The sequence below is a fragment of the Shewanella sp. DNRA4 genome (assembly GCF_012843185.1).
Classification (GTDB): Bacteria; Pseudomonadota; Gammaproteobacteria; order Enterobacterales; family Shewanellaceae; genus Shewanella; species Shewanella xiamenensis.
Genome location: NZ_JABAIP010000008.1, coordinates 162,420 through 178,029 on the forward strand (window position 1 = coordinate 162,420; position 15,610 = coordinate 178,029).

Below are 15,610 nucleotides of genomic sequence, written 5' to 3' on the forward strand. Positions count from 1 at the left end.
CGTACTTTACTTAAAATTCGCCATCGCCGAGTGCTGAATCGTCACAAACTATTTTTTACCTTTCTGCAAGCGCAAGACTAAATCAAAACAATAACTCAATTTAGTCCTTAAGAAATCCTTTCCTGCTGCGCCTTTTGAGCCTGTTTTAAAGCCTTCTTTTCCTCCCGACGACGTTTAAAAAAGCGGCTCAATTGGTCGGCACAATCCTGTGCTAACACGCCAGATGTTACCTCAACTTGATGATTAAAAACGGGATGTTGCAAGAGATTAAGCACGGTGCCCGCGGCGCCAGTCTTTTCATCCCGAGCTCCAAATACCACTCTAGCAATACGGCTATGCACCATAGCGCCAGCACACATGGCACAAGGCTCGAGGGTCACATATAAGGTCGTATCAAGGAGTCGATAGTTTTCAACGGTTTGCCCAGCGGCGCGCAAACAGAGGATCTCAGCATGAGCGCAAGGATCATGCTGACTGATAGACAAGTTATACCCAGCCGCAATTTGCTGCCCATCCTTTACTAACACCGCTCCAACGGGTACTTCACCTTCAGCCTCAGCCTTCTCAGCCATGGCCATCGCGACCCGCATCCAATGTTCATCTTGTTGATTTGTATCCACTCACGTACTCAATTTATCAAGCTTAAATAATGACAGATTATATCAGCAATATATTGATAATTCATGGCGATAGCTAATCTGATACACAAAACTATCGCCATACTATACTTGACCTAACATTCTGAACTGATACGAATATTCAAATGACTCGATACATTTGGCAGTTCTTCATTCTTATGATTAGTATGAGCTTTTCGTTCGCCATGCTATATGGCAAACCTCTCAAAGCTGAGATTAATTATTATGAGCTCAATCTTGAACTGCTACGCACTGTTATATGGTTATTTATGATGTTCTATATTGCCCATATCCGGCGTTGCAACCAAATCTACTTTTGGTTATTGACTGGTTGTGGCTGTTTATTTTTTGGAAACAATATGAATATCTTGGATGAGGTAGCCTCATTTGAAGATCATTACTATCAAGAAGTTGAAGATTTACTTTTTAACCTAGGAATAATATGCGCTTGGTTCGGCTTATATAAATTGATCCAACAGCAGATAATTCGAACTAAAACACTTGATATTGCGGCGAATACAGACCCATTAACGGGACTATTAAATCGACGTAGTTTTAACCAAACATCGAATAAACCAACAAAGACTGAAGTCAATTCGTACTTAATGCTCGATATCGATTACTTTAAACAAATTAATGATAATTATGGTCATTCTGCTGGTGATGAAGTGCTTACTCAAGTCGCTGACTACATCAGGCAATGTTTACGAAAAGAAGACCGAGTTGCCCGCTGGGGTGGTGAAGAATTTCTAATTGAAATCAACAATTGTAATACCGACACGGCTAAGATCATTGCCGAAAAAATAAGAGCATTAATAGAAAAAACTTATTTTACGGTTGAAAAACATGTATTACAGCTCACCGTCAGTATTGGCATTGCACATGTCAGCGCTAACAATCAAAACCGAGATGAAGTCATCAATCTTGCGGATAAAGCATTATACCAAGCCAAACATCTGGGACGAAACCGCATAGTCAGCGCTGACGAGCTGGAATAATAAAAAAGGCGCACTTGGCGCCTTTCGTTAATTAATCATGCCATTAAGACAAGCAATTATTCCCATTCGATGGTTGCAGGTGGCTTACCTGAAATATCGTAAACTACGCGGGAAATACCGTCGATTTCGTTGATGATGCGGTTTGATACGCGGCCAAGGAAATCATATGGCAAATTTGCCCAATGCGCGGTCATAAAGTCGATGGTTTCAACGGCGCGCAGTGACACCACCCAATCGTATTTACGGCCATCGCCCATCACACCCACAGAGCGAACCGGTAAGAACACAGTAAATGCTTGGCTGACTTTGTTATAAAGATCAGCTTTGTGCAGTTCTTCGATGAAAATCGCATCAGCGCGGCGCAGCAAATCACAGTATTCTTTCTTCACTTCGCCAAGTACTCGTACGCCTAAGCCTGGGCCAGGGAACGGGTGGCGGTAAAGCATGTTGTATGGCAGACCTAACTCGAGACCAATCTTACGCACTTCGTCTTTAAAGAGTTCGCGCAGTGGCTCAACCAGACCTAACTCCATATCGTCTGGCAGACCGCCAACGTTATGGTGCGACTTAATCACATGGGCTTTACCAGTTGCACTACCTGCAGATTCAATCACGTCTGGATAGATAGTGCCTTGGGCTAACCATTTAGCGTTAAAGCATTTCTTGGCTTCTTCGTCGAAAATTTCAACGAATACACGGCCGATAATTTTACGTTTCGCTTCTGGATCGGCTTCGCCTTTCAGCGCGTCAAGGAAGCGGTTTTCCGCATCCACATGGACAATATTGAGACCGAAGTGGTCGCCAAACATTTCCATCACTTGCTTCGCTTCGTTTAAACGCAGTAAGCCGTTATCAACAAATACGCAGGTCAGCTTCTTACCAATTGCGCGGTGCAGCAGCATGGCCACGACAGATGAATCCACACCACCAGACAGACCTAAAATCACTTCATCGTCACCCACTTGCTTTTTCAAGCGCTCGATGGCGTCTTCGATGATTGAAGAAGGTTTCCAGTTAGCCGCACAACCACAGATATCTAAGGCAAAGTGCGACAGCATACGCATACCTTGACGGGTATGGGTTACTTCAGGGTGGAACTGTACGCCGTAGAAACGTTTTTCCTCACAAGACATGGCCGCAAATGGGCAAGTATCGGTTTTAGCTACGGCCACAAAGCCTTCTGGGATCGCCGACACTTTATCGCCATGGCTCATCCATACATCCAGCAGAGACTTGCCATCGCTGCTAACGGCATCTTCAATACCTTTAAACAGGGCAGATTCGGCAAGCATTTCAATCTGGGCATAACCAAATTCGCCTTCACCCACGCCTTGGATCACTTTACCGCCAAGCTGTTCAGACATGGTTTGCATGCCATAGCAAATACCAAGAACAGGTACGCCAGCATTGAACACATATTCAGGTGCGCGGGGAGAGTTATCCGCAGTCACGCTTTCTGGGCCGCCCGCGAGGATAATGCCGTTCGGGGCAAACTCACGAATTTGGGCTTCTGTCACATCCCATGCCCATAACTCACAGTAAACACCAATTTCACGGATACGACGGGCAATCAATTGGGTGTACTGAGATCCAAAATCGAGGATCAGTATCTTATGCTCATGAATATCGCTCATGGATAACCTTTATTTCATCTATTGTTTTAACTTAGCTCAAGACGAGAGGTGCAATCTTGAGGGCATACGGATCTTAATACCGGGGCGGCTAACTGCCGCCCCGGTATTACAAACGCTTAAGAACCTGAACGGTAGTTCGGCGCTTCTTTAGTGATAGTCACATCGTGCACGTGGGACTCGCCCATGCCCGCTGAAGTAACTTTCACAAACTGGGCTTTTTCATTCAGCTCTTGGATAGTGGCACAGCCTGTTAAACCCATGCATGAACGTAAACCACCCATATGCTGATGGATGATTTCCTTCAGCTTACCTTTGTAAGGTACACGGCCTTCAATGCCTTCTGGCACAAGCTTGTCAGCAGCATTGTCAGATTGGAAATAACGATCGGAAGAACCTTGAGACATGGCGCCTAAAGAACCCATACCGCGGTATGACTTATAGGCACGGCCTTGATAAAGCTCGGTTTCGCCCGGCGCTTCATCAGTACCTGCGAACATTGAGCCCGCCATAATGCATGATGCACCCGCCGCTAACGCTTTGGCTAAGTCGCCAGAGAAACGCACACCGCCGTCGGCGATAACAGGGATACCTAATCCTTTTACGGCTTCGGCCGCATCAGAAACCGCAGTAATTTGTGGCACGCCCACACCCGTCACGATACGTGTGGTACAGATAGAACCAGGGCCAATACCGACTTTAACTGCGTTAACGCCGGCTTCAACTAAGGCCAATGCGCCTTCCGCTGTCGCCACGTTACCACCGATAATTTGTAAATCTGGGTATTTAGCGCGGGTTTCACGGATACGTTGGAGTACGCCTTCAGAATGGCCATGGGAAGAGTCAATCAGTAGCACGTCGACACCGGCTTTCACCAGCGCATCGACACGCTCTTCGTTACCCGCACCCGCACCAACGGCTGCGCCCACACGTAAACGACCTAGCTCATCTTTACAGGCGTTAGGTTTACGCTCGGCTTTCTCGAAGTCTTTAACTGTGATTAAGCCTTTCAGCTTGAAGTTATCATCAACAACTAATACTTTTTCGATACGGTGAGAGTGCATTAATTTTTGCACTTCATCTAACTTAGTGCCTTCGGCAACCGTGACTAAACGCGCTTTAGGCGTCATCACTTCTTCTACGGTTTTGCTCCAGTCAGTCACGAAACGTACGTCACGGCCAGTGATAATACCGATCAGCTCATTGGCGTCGTTGACTACAGGATAACCCGCAAAACCATTCTTAGCGGTCAGCACTTTAAGATCGGCAAGTGTGGTTGAAGGCGTTACCGTTACAGGTTGTTGAACTACACCTGCTTCGTAAATTTTAACTTTACGAACTTCTTCGGCCTGCTTTTCTATGCTCATGTTTTTATGAATAAAACCTAAGCCACCTTCCTGTGCCATGGCGATAGCAAGACGCGCTTCGGTCACAGTGTCCATAGCGGCAGACACAAGCGGAATATTCAGTTCAATGGTATTGGTCAGGCGAGTTTTAAGAATGGCGGTATTTGGGAGTACAGTAGAATGCGCAGGAACAAGTAACACATCGTCAAAAGTTAGCGCTTCTTTAATTAAACGTAGCATAGGCAACATCTCCCCAGTTGAGTAGGATTTTAGAGGTGAAATATTGCGGCGGGATTATACCTTGCATCTAGGGAGCGGTAAATGGAAAATAGTGAAAAAATCCCATTTGCGCGAGAAAACACATGCAAGTCCCTAAAAATAATATTTATACCGTCTCACGCCTCAATGGTGAAGTCAGGCAAATTCTTGAGGGACAACTGGGTAAGATCTGGCTAAATGGGGAAATTTCCAACTTTTCAGCCCCCAGTTCAGGCCATTGGTATTTAACCCTTAAAGATCATTATTCACAAATTCGCTGCGCCATGTTTAAGGGACGCAACCAAAGCGTGAGCTTTAAACCTGTGAATGGCCAGCAGGTGATCGTAAAAGGTGCGATTAGTGTTTACGAGCCTAGGGGCGACTATCAATTATTGATTGAGTCAATGCTCCCCGCAGGAGACGGCTTACTGGCACAACAATTTGAAGCGTTGAAAATGAAACTCGCCGCACAGGGATTATTTGCCGCCGACACTAAACGCCAACTTCCGAAAAATATTCAACGCATCGGGGTGATCACCTCCCCCACGGGCGCAGCTATTCGTGATGTCTTGCATGTGCTTGCACGTCGTGACCCATCGATTGAAGTGATTATTTATCCGACACAAGTACAGGGTGAAAACGCGGATATCAATATCTGTCAAGCGATCAATATCGCCAATCAACGGCTTGAGGTGGATGTATTACTGCTTACCCGCGGCGGTGGCTCGTTAGAAGATTTATGGTGTTTTAACAGCGAAGCGCTCGCCCATACCATTTATAACAGCGCACTGCCCATAGTGAGTGCCGTGGGCCATGAAGTCGATACCACAATAAGCGATTATGTCGCCGATGTGCGTGCCCCCACGCCCTCAGCAGGCGCAGAGCTGCTCTCACAGGACAGTGACAATAAAAGCCAACGTTTAGCCACAGTACTTGCCCGCCTTAAACAAAGCGCAAGCCACTATCAACTCAAGCAAGAGAGACGCTTAAGTTTGCTCGAGCACAGACTGCAACGCTTAGACCCTAAACGCACCTTACAGCAATTTGAGCAGTGTTTCGATGAGATGCAATTACGGCTCGAAGCCGCACTTTCTAACAAACTGCATGGCTTAAGTCGCCGTCAGCAGCAACTGGCAAGTCGCCTCGAGCAACAATCACCAAAACATAAACTCGCACTTGAGGCCAATCGTTTGAGCTATTTAGCAACGCGTTTGCAGGACGCAATGCAAGATACCCTCAATCAAAGCGAGCAGCGAATTAAATATGCAGCCCATCAACTGGAAACAGTCAGTCCATTAGCCACCTTAAGTCGCGGCTACAGCATCACAACTGACAAAAACGGTGAAGTTATCACATCAGCAAGTCAAATCAGTCTTGGTGATACGATTACAACCCAACTGTCCAACGAGCGTCTAATGTCTACCGTTACTCGTCTCCCGTAATATTAGGCCTTTATTAGTTTGCAATTTATTGCGGAATATGTGACACAAAGTGGTAGGCCTTCTGCAATTTACTCTACAAGCATTAGATGCCGTTCACTCATGAAGTGCTGCCAATAAACTAAAGATTTAGTTTATTGGCTAAAAATATTATCATTATATCAGCGACTTGCTGTCACTTGATTCCTTTTTAAACATATTAACTAATGACTTTAAATTTTTATGCTGTGAATATTTTTTTGAATAAAGACATATTGGTCCAAGAACATTGTTTCTAGTTGGACCATGACATACTTCTAAATTAGCATTATTACTAATCATAATGTTCGGTAGCAGTCCAATACCAACACCAGACTCAATCAAACGCTCAGCAAAATCTGGCGTATCAATAATTAACTTACGCTTAAACTCTTTGTTTCGATTTAAAGCTGATGATAAATCATGCCAATGGTCCCAGACTTTTGAATGAACGAGTGTTGGACAGGGGATATCAAACTGTTCATTAACTTTTTTAGCCCAACTAAACTTCAATACATCAATAACACCCTCATTAATATATCTAGAATGACTATCAAATAACCCTTCAGTAATCACTATGTCAGCTTCTTCCTTATCCAGCCAACTTTTTATAGCTGTCAACTCGCCAGTTTTAATATGAAATAAATTATTGTTTATCAACTCATCTGTCAAATAAGGTGCAACATACTTTGTGTAAAGCCTAGGTTGAGTAACAATTACTATTGGTTCTTCTTCAAAAAAATATTCTACAACACTATCAAACTCTTTATAACTATTGACTATTTTTTCTGCAACCAAATACAGCTTCTCACCTTCTTTAGACAGTGAAACGCGGCCTTGCTTTCTAATAAATAGTATTGTATCAAGATCTTTTTCTAATTTTATTATTTGTCCACTTATATTAGGCTGCGTTGTCTCCAATATCTCCGCAGCCCGTGAAAAGCTGGAATATTTTGCTGAAAAATAGAAAGCATGAACAGTGCCACTGCTAATCATAGATTAAAAACCTTGATTTAAAATAATGACAATATAGTCAAAAACCTACTTCTGCCCAACAAAAATATCACAACACGTGTCAACAGTAACAAATATCAAAATATGGTGAACTAGATCTACCACTAAAAATAGAAGCCAAAGTTTATATTAACTCTTTTATCCCAATCATCACCCACTTCAGGTAAACCTATGTGATCATTATTGGCGGTAGAGAAGGTCATATTTTTACCCATAATAAAGTCGATCATTGTGTAGGTAGGACCTGCAGAAATCGCCATACCAGTGACGTTTTGCATACTGTTATCGTAACTATCATCATCAACATCTGGCGTCATTAAACCAAAGTCGTTGTAGAACTTAATGCTACCCCAATCTGTGTTCACGGTTTTGGCAATGTTGATGTTATAGGCTTGGCCCTTAGAAGCAATTTCATACTGCCAGCTTACTACTGACACGCCAATTTTATTAGAGTCGATAGCATCTGCAGCATCGTATTCATATTGCATGGCTTGCATTTGTAAATTCCAGCCTTTGTAGCTGCTGTCTAAATGCAATGCTACGGCATAGCGATCGCCATTGTTGCCCGTCTCGCTGTTGTAGATTTGGCCATACTGCACAGAGCCACCAAAGGTAGTCGAGCCGCCTTCGTATTCTGTTGTATAAGTTTGTCGCACGTTTAACTGGTTAGTCTCTTCATTGTGATACTCAGTGCCATTGATGGTACCGGTATACAAATCGGTCGAATAACGCTTGTTCTCGGTCGCACCATACTCAGCACTTTTATAAAAGGCGACATCTGTATGCCAACCTTGGTTTTCATAAACCACTTTAACACCTACGTCAGAGTCATCTTCAAACCCTAAGTAATATGGCAAACCAAACCACCAACTATTTGATATTAACTCTCGATTACCAAAAGGAACCTTATTAATACCAACTTGAACTTGCAGATCATCATTTACATCATAGAAACCATAACCATGTTTAATGAAATTCGTTTTTGATGACAGTCTATAATCTGCAGATACCCCCCAGTCCCCTATTTTTCCATTTAACGTTAAAGTTGCAACATCAAAATAAAAATCCCCCCCTTTATCTTTTGAAGCTTGGTCATAATCTCTATAAGCATAGTTCGCTCTAACCGAACCGCCAAATTTAATTCCTTCATATGGCGTATCCGCATAAATACTAAACGCAGACAATCCAACAATTACAGAAATAAACTTACATAATAACTTAATGTTCATCAATTACTCCAAAGACATTAAACTGATAGAATTATATTATTCATGGAAAAATTAAATAGTTATACTAGATCGACTTATAGTCGTGCAAAGCATATATAAAATGCCTTGCACGATAACCATCATTTAGAAAGTGAAAAATTATCTTGTACTGTAGGTTTTTAAAAATTTAACACCGTTATTTATATCAGGAGTGTAAATTCTATCTTTAGATACAAATGGAACATATTTACGGTATTCATGAAGAAATTCACTCGTACCATTTCCCATTTTTTGGCTATATTCTTTTGTTCTGATATCCATACCTTGTGTGGTATGCAACACCTCATAAGAGTAAATTTCATAAGCAATATCTGCAATTTTATCTAAGCGATTTGCAATTAAATTGACGTTACTAAAAGTTTCCTCAATACCAACAGATGTTGGTACGCCATAAATTGCAGCACTATTGGTCAGAGACATTGCTTCAGCATAAAGACCGGACATTGACTGTGCAATATTAGCAAAACCATCACCACCAACATTTTCCTTAGAAATTAAGTATGTTGTTAATTTTGTACGGTGACCGTCATCTAATTGGGTAGTACGCCAGGCTGAAATATGAATCACTTGAGCAAGTGCACGACTCAAAGACTCCAGCTGCACTGCTAGCTGGGTATTATCAAAATTAGAACCTGAGTTTACAAAAACATTTTTTCCACCAACCCGTAAACCATTAACATAATCGCTATTGCTGTACCATAAATCATCTCTTGCATCTGTATGCACTATTGGATTATCTGTCGTATGGTTGATTGCGGTATTGAGTAGCTCTTTTGCTTGGCGTAATTCTTCTTTCGCTGCTGCTAAGATTTGACCTGATGATCGAAAACTTAACGGGTCCTGTAAATTTCGCTTAGCATCAACACTCCAAAGATATGAACCTTTTAAATGAGATAAAATAGATTCTGCCGCTTCATGTCCCTGTGGCCATCCTTTTGTATCGACTGTATGCCATAGAAAAGGAGACACGTTACCATTTAACGCTTCTAAACTAGACGCAATTATCACAGATGATAGATCGAGCAGATGCTCCACTTTTTTCACTGCCGTAACCGATTGTGCTTCAGCTACATTACTATTTGAGAGAATTGAAATACCATCCATCCCAAATGGCTGATATTTTTTCAATCCAAGCTCTTTACGTACCTCAGCTGAAGAGCGACGCTTTCCTTGGTACATGACATCCCACTCACCCATTAAGGCTAAGCCGACATGTGTCACCATACTCAAATCATTTGCACCTTCTGAACCTCGTGAAGGAATTAATGGATAAACATCATTGTTGATATATTCCATGTAGGCATTGGCAGCCTCAACACTCATCCCAGTAAATCCAGCAGCCATCTGGTTCAAACGGATAACCATCGCCATTTTAGATTCAGCTTCAGGTAAAAATGGCTCCATCCCTGCTGCTTGAATTCGCATTTGCCGCTCATTAAATTTAATCGACTCTGAACGATTCGGCTCATTTTCGACCGAAGACCCCGCGACACGCTGGTCTTTCAGCGCACCATAATTAACCGTTAATCCATAAATAGAACGCCCATCTTCAGCTGCATCAATAGGTGCTTTATAAGACGCTCGAATACGCTCCCAACCTTCTTTCGAAATGTTTACATCTTCACCGGACTTAGATATTTCCCAGAGTTTATCTACAGTCAATGAAGTGCCATCAAGCGTATGAGTTGCTGCGATCGATGTCATAGGTAATATAACGGCTATTACAAGCGGTATAGTTTTTAATTTCATGGCAACGTCCTATTATTAGTTTAATATAAAAATACCTAGCTATTTTTCTAATCAAGATCAATTAAGAATCAATAAATAGAGTCTATTAAATTGGAATTACTTTAAATTTGGAAACTCCACTATATGGCAATCACTACATATAGCATGTGATGGTTTATGCTCTGAATGACAAGCAGTACACTCCAATGTATTCCGATAATGAGCAGAGTCATGGGGTAATTTATCGTATTTATTTTCTTTCGTTGGGATTTCATCCATTGTACCATGGCATCTAATACAAAAACTTGAATCAGGTCTTTCATTCGGGATGCCACTACCGTGACATGTTTTACAACTGCCACCTTTTCCCATCAACTTAAAATGATGTTCTTTAATGGGGACTCCACTTAACGTATTCTCCGTAGTGTAGGCTGATAAAGATGTCATTAATAAAGCACTAACCAAACCTAATTTATGTATATATTTCATCATTATCACCTATTACACTTTTCTAATCGCAGCTTGATTTCCTGCAATTTGTCCAAACACGAGACCATCAATAGAAGAGCAACCGCCTAATCGGTCCATTCCATGTGTACCACCAGTAACTTCACCAGCAGCAAATAAGCCTGAAATTGGTTCGCAAGTGTTAGAATCAATAACTTCTGCATTAGGTGTAATAGCAACCCCCCCCATGCAATAATGTAACTTAGGTGACAATCGGATTGAATAAAATGGAGGTTTTAAAATTGTTTTCTCATCTAAAGGTTTATTAAACGGATCTTTTGCTTTACCTTGAACAATCTCATTCCATTCATTTACTGAATTTTTTAATGCATCAATATCAACATCATAACGTTTAGCTAATTCATCAAGCGTTTCTGACTTTTTAATTGCACCATCACGGTAAGCCGCTTTAAAACCTTCAGCATGATTTGCCGTTGCTTCACCACAAAATACAAATGGCATATTCGGTTTTTCTTTCGTACCTGAGGCCAATACTGCCAACTGCGCATCCGCACGAGTTCGACGGTCTGCTAATTCATTCATGAATCTCGCGCCAGTTTTAGGGTCAATTGCGATCCCTTCTGCAAAAGCATAATCCGCAAAGAAACTCGCAGGGCCTGCGCCCTTCTCATCTGGTGTAGCCCAAGGACCTAACTGGTACATGTCTAACATTACCGGCAGGGCTCGAATAGACAATAATGACTTAATCATGGTTGCTGAGGCGCCAGGCTGAGCAGTGCTTTCAAGTTCCTGATATGCAGGCATTGTTGTTTTAATAAACTGGTGATCTTGTCCCCATCCACCAGAAGCAACAATTACCCCTTTTTTAGCCTTATAAGCGAATTGACCTCTATTGGAACCACTCTTAAAATCGTATTTTTCACTGACGACAATACCTGTCACACCACTGTCGCCACGAATGACTTCTTCAACATTCGTTCTATTTTGAAATATGATCCCAGCCTTACGAAGGTAGTTATGCATAGGAACGACAATGCCACCACCGGATGCACTTTCGGGTAAATGTGCACGTGGAGCACTATGCCCACCGAGACGAATTACCTTGTCTTGAAACTTTACGCCACATTCCATCAGCATATCGTAGGCTTTGTGCGCTTCTGTAGCTAAAGTGCGACAAAGTTCAGGATGATTAAAACCACGCCCAGCTTTAAGCATATCTTTGATCATTAATTCTGCGGAGTCTTTAATTCCTAATTTTTTTTGCATCGGCGTTAATGGCATACACATCAAGCCACCACATATAGCTGAGTTACCACCAAATGCCTCCATTTTTTCTAGCACTATGATATTTTTTATTCCTGCTTTATGAGCTGAATAAGCAGCCGACAGGCCAGCAAAACCACTGCCGATAATGATAATATCAAATTCTTTATCCCAAGCTCTTCCATAATTATCGTTCGATGCTTTAATTGGAAATGCCATAGCGGCGGTAACGCCTGTTGCTAACTTAAGGAAATCTCTTCTTCCGGCCATAATACCCTCACCCATTAAACATTCTATTTAATAATCAAAAAATAAATTAATAGAAATAATAAATCGCAATAAATCTAATTTTTGGAATTAATTTTACTGCTAATTAAAAAATCGATAATCTTGTAAGCAACATTTAAAATAGGCTAACAATTATCACGATGTATGAGCATATTATTTTTATTAAACATTTGTTAATGTGACTAACGACCGCCATTTATGTCCATAAGTTTTTCTTATAATCTGAGCGTGATCTAGATCTATCTAAAGGAAAAGTCGTGAGATAAATATTGATGCATAACTTTTTAGCATCAGACAAAAATTTAGTGTAAACAGCAAATAATGTCTTCAGTTCAAGAGGGGTAACTTAAAGATTTCCTGAATTAGCTAATACATTATTTGATATTAATTTACAAATAATTATTGGAAAGTGTTAAGGCTATTAATGACCGTTCAGTTAAAAAAAAGGAACCCTAGGGTTCCTTTTCTATTGATTCACTTAAATAAATGACTCGGTTTTTCGTTTGAGTCTTATTTTGCCTTGCGGTCTTTAATATGACTCAAGGCGCGTTTACGGCGACGCTCTTGGCTCATGGTCAGCTTTTCCACTTTGTTTTCAAACGGGTTATCACCCTCTTGGAAACGCAGTTGGATTGGCGTACCGACCACTTTTAATGAACGGCGGAAGTAGTTCATCATGTAGCGCTTGTAAGAATCCGGTAGCTTGCTGACTTGGTTACCGTGAATAACCACGATTGGCGGGTTATAACCACCGGCGTGGGCGTATTTCAGTTTCACGCGGCGACCGTTCACCAATGGTGGCTGATGGTCATCCTGCGACATTTGCATAATGCGGGTCAGCATTGAGGTGCTCACGCGGCGAGTCGCACTGTCGTAAGCTTCTTCAATCGACTCAAACAGATGGCCAACACCCGTGCCATGCAGCGCCGAAATAAAGTGAATACGGGCAAAGTCGATAAAGCCTAAACGACGGTCGAGTTCACTCTTAACACGGTCTTTAATGCCTTGGTCGATGCCATCCCACTTGTTAACGGCAATCACTAACGCGCGGCCTGCGTTTAGGGCAAACCCTAATAGGCCAAGATCTTGCTCGGCAACGCCTTCACGGGCGTCGATGATAAGTAACACCACGTTAGCATCTTCAACCGCTTTGAGGGTTTTAATCACCGAGAACTTTTCAATCACTTCATGGACTTTACTGCGGCGACGTACACCAGCAGTATCGATAATCACGTATTCGCGACCATCGCGTTCCATCGGAATGTAAATACTGTCACGAGTGGTGCCAGGTTCGTCATAAACCACCACACGCTCTTCACCTAAGATACGGTTGGTCAGGGTCGATTTACCCACGTTAGGTTTACCGATGATGGCGAGTTTGATCGGTAAGTCCTGTAGACGCTTTTGCTCAGCTTCGGCTTCTTCTTCAGTGTACTGACGCTCGTCAACTTCTTCCTCTTCGCCTTGGCGCTCAATGCCCATGGCTTCAGCGTAAGGAGTTAAGGCGTACTCAATCATATTGGTTACACCGCGACCTTGGGCGGCAGCCATTTGATAGACTTCACCTAAACCCAAAGACCAAAATTCGGCGCAGGCCGAGTCGGCATCAATACCGTCAATCTTGTTAGCCACCACAAAGGTGGTTTTTTGGCGGCTACGTAAATGCTGAGCGATAGACAAATCCGCAGCGGTTAACCCAGCACGCGCGTCGGTCATAAATAAGACTACATCGGCTTCTTCGATAGCGGCAAGGGACTGCTCGGCCATCTTAGTTTCGATCCCCTCTTCAGTGCCGTCGATACCGCCGGTATCCACCACGATAAACTCATAGCCGGATAAGAATGCTCGACCATATTTACGGTCACGTGTTAGGCCAGGAAAGTCAGCAACCAGCGCATCACGCGTACGCGTAAGGCGGTTAAATAAGGTGGATTTACCGACGTTCGGCCGACCAACAAGGGCCACTACAGGGATCATGATTTCGCCTCTAAAAAACTTTTCAATAAAAAGCCCCCGGAACACACTTCCAGGGGCTCTACAAGGATAACACTTTTAACTAAGGAAGTGTTACAACAGCTAACTTTCCGCTGCGACCTTGCACATAGATTTTATCATCCACCACTAATGGCTGGCTGAATAATCCAGAGCTGTCCACTTGGATACGACCGACAATACTGCCTGTGCTACGGTCGATAAAGTGCAGATAACCTTCAAAATCACCCACGACCAAATAGTCTTTATATACCTCTGGTGAAGTGAGTGTGCGATTGACCAACTCAGAGTTGCTCCACAACTCTAAACCGTTACGTCTATCCACTGAATAGATACGACTATGGTCATCAACCAAGAACAAACTTAAACCCGCCGTAGCTAACTCATTGAAGCTTGAGTACTTACGAGTCCAAATAATCCGTCCGGTGCGCAGTTCCATCGACACCAAGTTACCGTTGTAGCTCACCGCATATAAGTTATCGCCGAGGATCAACGGTGTCATATCCACATCGGCCATACGGGTAAACTCATTGCCACCTGTAGGATTATAGATGGCTTGCTCCCACGCAGCTTGACCGTTGTTTTTGACGACAACAGCCACTTTGCCATCGGCGGTACCAATAAAGAAACCACCCGCTTCATAAGCTGCTGAACCCGTTCCCCGGAGCGTCAGGTTAGGCAACTGCATGTTATAAACCCACAGTTTTGCGCCAGTATCAACGTTATAGGCTTCAAATGAACCTGAACTGGTGCTCACCACCACGACGTCGTCAGCCACGGTTGGCTTAGATAACAATTCGCCACCCGCAATAACATGCCATAATACTTGGCCGTCTTCTGCATTCAGCGCAGCCAAAAGGCCACTCTCACCGCCGATAAAGAGCTTATTGCGTGCCGCTGTTACACCAGCGGCCAAACGTGCACCTTTGTTTTTGGCTAAGGCGTTATCACGGAACTCTTCACTAAAATCTTTTTTCCAAACCTGTTCACCCGTTGCTTCATCAAAAGCAACGACTTCACCATAACGGTCGGCCGCAAAAATTTTACCATAACGAACTGCAGGTGTGAGACGAGAATAGTAATCCCCAACACCATCACCTACAGAGGCGCTCCAACTTACTTCAGGAAATACTGTCGCCTGAATCGCAGTTAACTCACTTACCGGTTCTTCTTCCACATCACTAGAAGAACAGGCGGATAACATGGCTAGGCTTAACCCAGCGGCTAGCAGGTTCTTGCACCAAGACTTCATCAAGGGATC

The 15,610-nt window shown here is 42.9% G+C and carries 12 protein-coding genes; 2 read left to right on the forward strand and 10 right to left on the reverse strand.

Annotated features, from left to right (window positions below):
• Nucleotides 1-107: 107 nt before the first annotated feature.
• Nucleotides 108-620 (reverse strand): tRNA adenosine(34) deaminase TadA, encoded by a 513-nt coding sequence (tadA, locus tag HG547_RS10610; protein WP_169547822.1) that lies wholly within the window; start codon nucleotides 618-620, stop codon nucleotides 108-110.
• A gap of 377 nt (nucleotides 621-997) precedes the next feature.
• Here tadA and HG547_RS10615 point away from each other — a divergent pair, with 377 nt between their 5' ends.
• Nucleotides 998-1,636 carry a GGDEF domain-containing protein gene (locus HG547_RS10615; RefSeq protein ID WP_169547823.1) on the forward strand — a complete coding sequence of 213 codons (639 nt, stop codon included), beginning with the start codon at nucleotides 998-1,000 and terminating at the stop codon, nucleotides 1,634-1,636.
• 56 nt (nucleotides 1,637-1,692) lie between these two features.
• Here the strand turns inward: HG547_RS10615 and guaA are convergent, their stop codons facing one another.
• Both guaA and guaB read right to left on the reverse strand, forming a co-directional pair.
• Nucleotides 1,693-3,270 (reverse strand): glutamine-hydrolyzing GMP synthase, encoded by a 1,578-nt coding sequence (gene guaA, locus HG547_RS10620; RefSeq protein ID WP_169547824.1) that lies wholly within the window; start codon nucleotides 3,268-3,270, stop codon nucleotides 1,693-1,695.
• Between the two features lie 116 nt (nucleotides 3,271-3,386).
• Nucleotides 3,387-4,853: an IMP dehydrogenase gene (gene guaB / locus HG547_RS10625; protein ID WP_140907529.1), complete on the reverse strand. Its 1,467-nt coding sequence runs from the start codon at nucleotides 4,851-4,853 to the stop codon at nucleotides 3,387-3,389.
• A 122-nt stretch (nucleotides 4,854-4,975) separates the two neighbouring features.
• Between guaB and xseA the strand changes: the two genes are divergently transcribed.
• A complete protein-coding gene (xseA, locus tag HG547_RS10630) occupies nucleotides 4,976-6,313 on the forward strand; it encodes an exodeoxyribonuclease VII large subunit (protein ID WP_169547825.1) in 1,338 nt (445 codons plus the stop codon).
• A 153-nt stretch (nucleotides 6,314-6,466) separates the two neighbouring features.
• Here the strand turns inward: xseA and HG547_RS10635 are convergent, their stop codons facing one another.
• From HG547_RS10635 to bamB, 7 genes are all read right to left on the reverse strand, one after another.
• Nucleotides 6,467-7,324, reverse strand: a complete 858-nt coding sequence (locus HG547_RS10635; protein WP_055647179.1) for a LysR family transcriptional regulator — start codon at nucleotides 7,322-7,324, stop codon at nucleotides 6,467-6,469.
• 122 nt (nucleotides 7,325-7,446) lie between these two features.
• On the reverse strand, nucleotides 7,447-8,571 hold the full coding sequence (locus tag HG547_RS10640) for a hypothetical protein (RefSeq protein ID WP_169547826.1): 1,125 nt from the start codon (nucleotides 8,569-8,571) through the stop codon (nucleotides 7,447-7,449).
• 138 nt (nucleotides 8,572-8,709) lie between these two features.
• Nucleotides 8,710-10,359, reverse strand: coding sequence for an aromatic amino acid ammonia-lyase (locus tag HG547_RS10645; RefSeq protein WP_169547827.1), 1,650 nt, complete (start codon nucleotides 10,357-10,359; stop codon nucleotides 8,710-8,712).
• A 96-nt stretch (nucleotides 10,360-10,455) separates the two neighbouring features.
• On the reverse strand, nucleotides 10,456-10,830 hold the full coding sequence (locus HG547_RS10650) for a cytochrome c3 family protein (RefSeq protein WP_052183958.1): 375 nt from the start codon (nucleotides 10,828-10,830) through the stop codon (nucleotides 10,456-10,458).
• Between the two features lie 9 nt (nucleotides 10,831-10,839).
• A complete protein-coding gene (locus HG547_RS10655; RefSeq protein WP_231570468.1) occupies nucleotides 10,840-12,354 on the reverse strand; it encodes a flavocytochrome c in 1,515 nt (504 codons plus the stop codon).
• Nucleotides 12,355-12,867: 513 nt separating this feature from the next.
• The gene (gene der, locus HG547_RS10660; RefSeq protein ID WP_037420678.1) at nucleotides 12,868-14,334 is read right to left on the reverse strand and encodes a ribosome biogenesis GTPase Der; all 1,467 of its coding nucleotides are present in this window, start codon (nucleotides 14,332-14,334) and stop codon (nucleotides 12,868-12,870) included.
• Between the two features lie 79 nt (nucleotides 14,335-14,413).
• The gene (gene bamB, locus HG547_RS10665; protein ID WP_037424915.1) at nucleotides 14,414-15,601 is read right to left on the reverse strand and encodes an outer membrane protein assembly factor BamB; all 1,188 of its coding nucleotides are present in this window, start codon (nucleotides 15,599-15,601) and stop codon (nucleotides 14,414-14,416) included.
• Between the last annotated feature and the right edge of the window lie 9 nt (nucleotides 15,602-15,610).

Coding starts and splice junctions, on each gene's coding strand:
- xseA (WP_169547825.1), top strand. CDS start 4,976: ATGCAAGTCCCTAAAAATAATATTTATACCGTCTCACGCCTCAATGGT.
- bamB (WP_037424915.1), bottom strand. CDS start 15,601: ATGAAGTCTTGGTGCAAGAACCTGCTAGCCGCTGGGTTAAGCCTAGCC.
- der (WP_037420678.1), bottom strand. CDS start 14,334: ATGATCCCTGTAGTGGCCCTTGTTGGTCGGCCGAACGTCGGTAAATCC.
- HG547_RS10615 (WP_169547823.1), top strand. CDS start 998: ATGAATATCTTGGATGAGGTAGCCTCATTTGAAGATCATTACTATCAA.
- guaA (WP_169547824.1), bottom strand. CDS start 3,270: ATGAGCGATATTCATGAGCATAAGATACTGATCCTCGATTTTGGATCT.
- guaB (WP_140907529.1), bottom strand. CDS start 4,853: ATGCTACGTTTAATTAAAGAAGCGCTAACTTTTGACGATGTGTTACTT.
- HG547_RS10650 (WP_052183958.1), bottom strand. CDS start 10,830: ATGATGAAATATATACATAAATTAGGTTTGGTTAGTGCTTTATTAATG.
- HG547_RS10640 (WP_169547826.1), bottom strand. CDS start 8,571: ATGAACATTAAGTTATTATGTAAGTTTATTTCTGTAATTGTTGGATTG.
- HG547_RS10655 (WP_231570468.1), bottom strand. CDS start 12,354: ATGGGTGAGGGTATTATGGCCGGAAGAAGAGATTTCCTTAAGTTAGCA.
- HG547_RS10635 (WP_055647179.1), bottom strand. CDS start 7,324: ATGATTAGCAGTGGCACTGTTCATGCTTTCTATTTTTCAGCAAAATAT.
- HG547_RS10645 (WP_169547827.1), bottom strand. CDS start 10,359: ATGAAATTAAAAACTATACCGCTTGTAATAGCCGTTATATTACCTATG.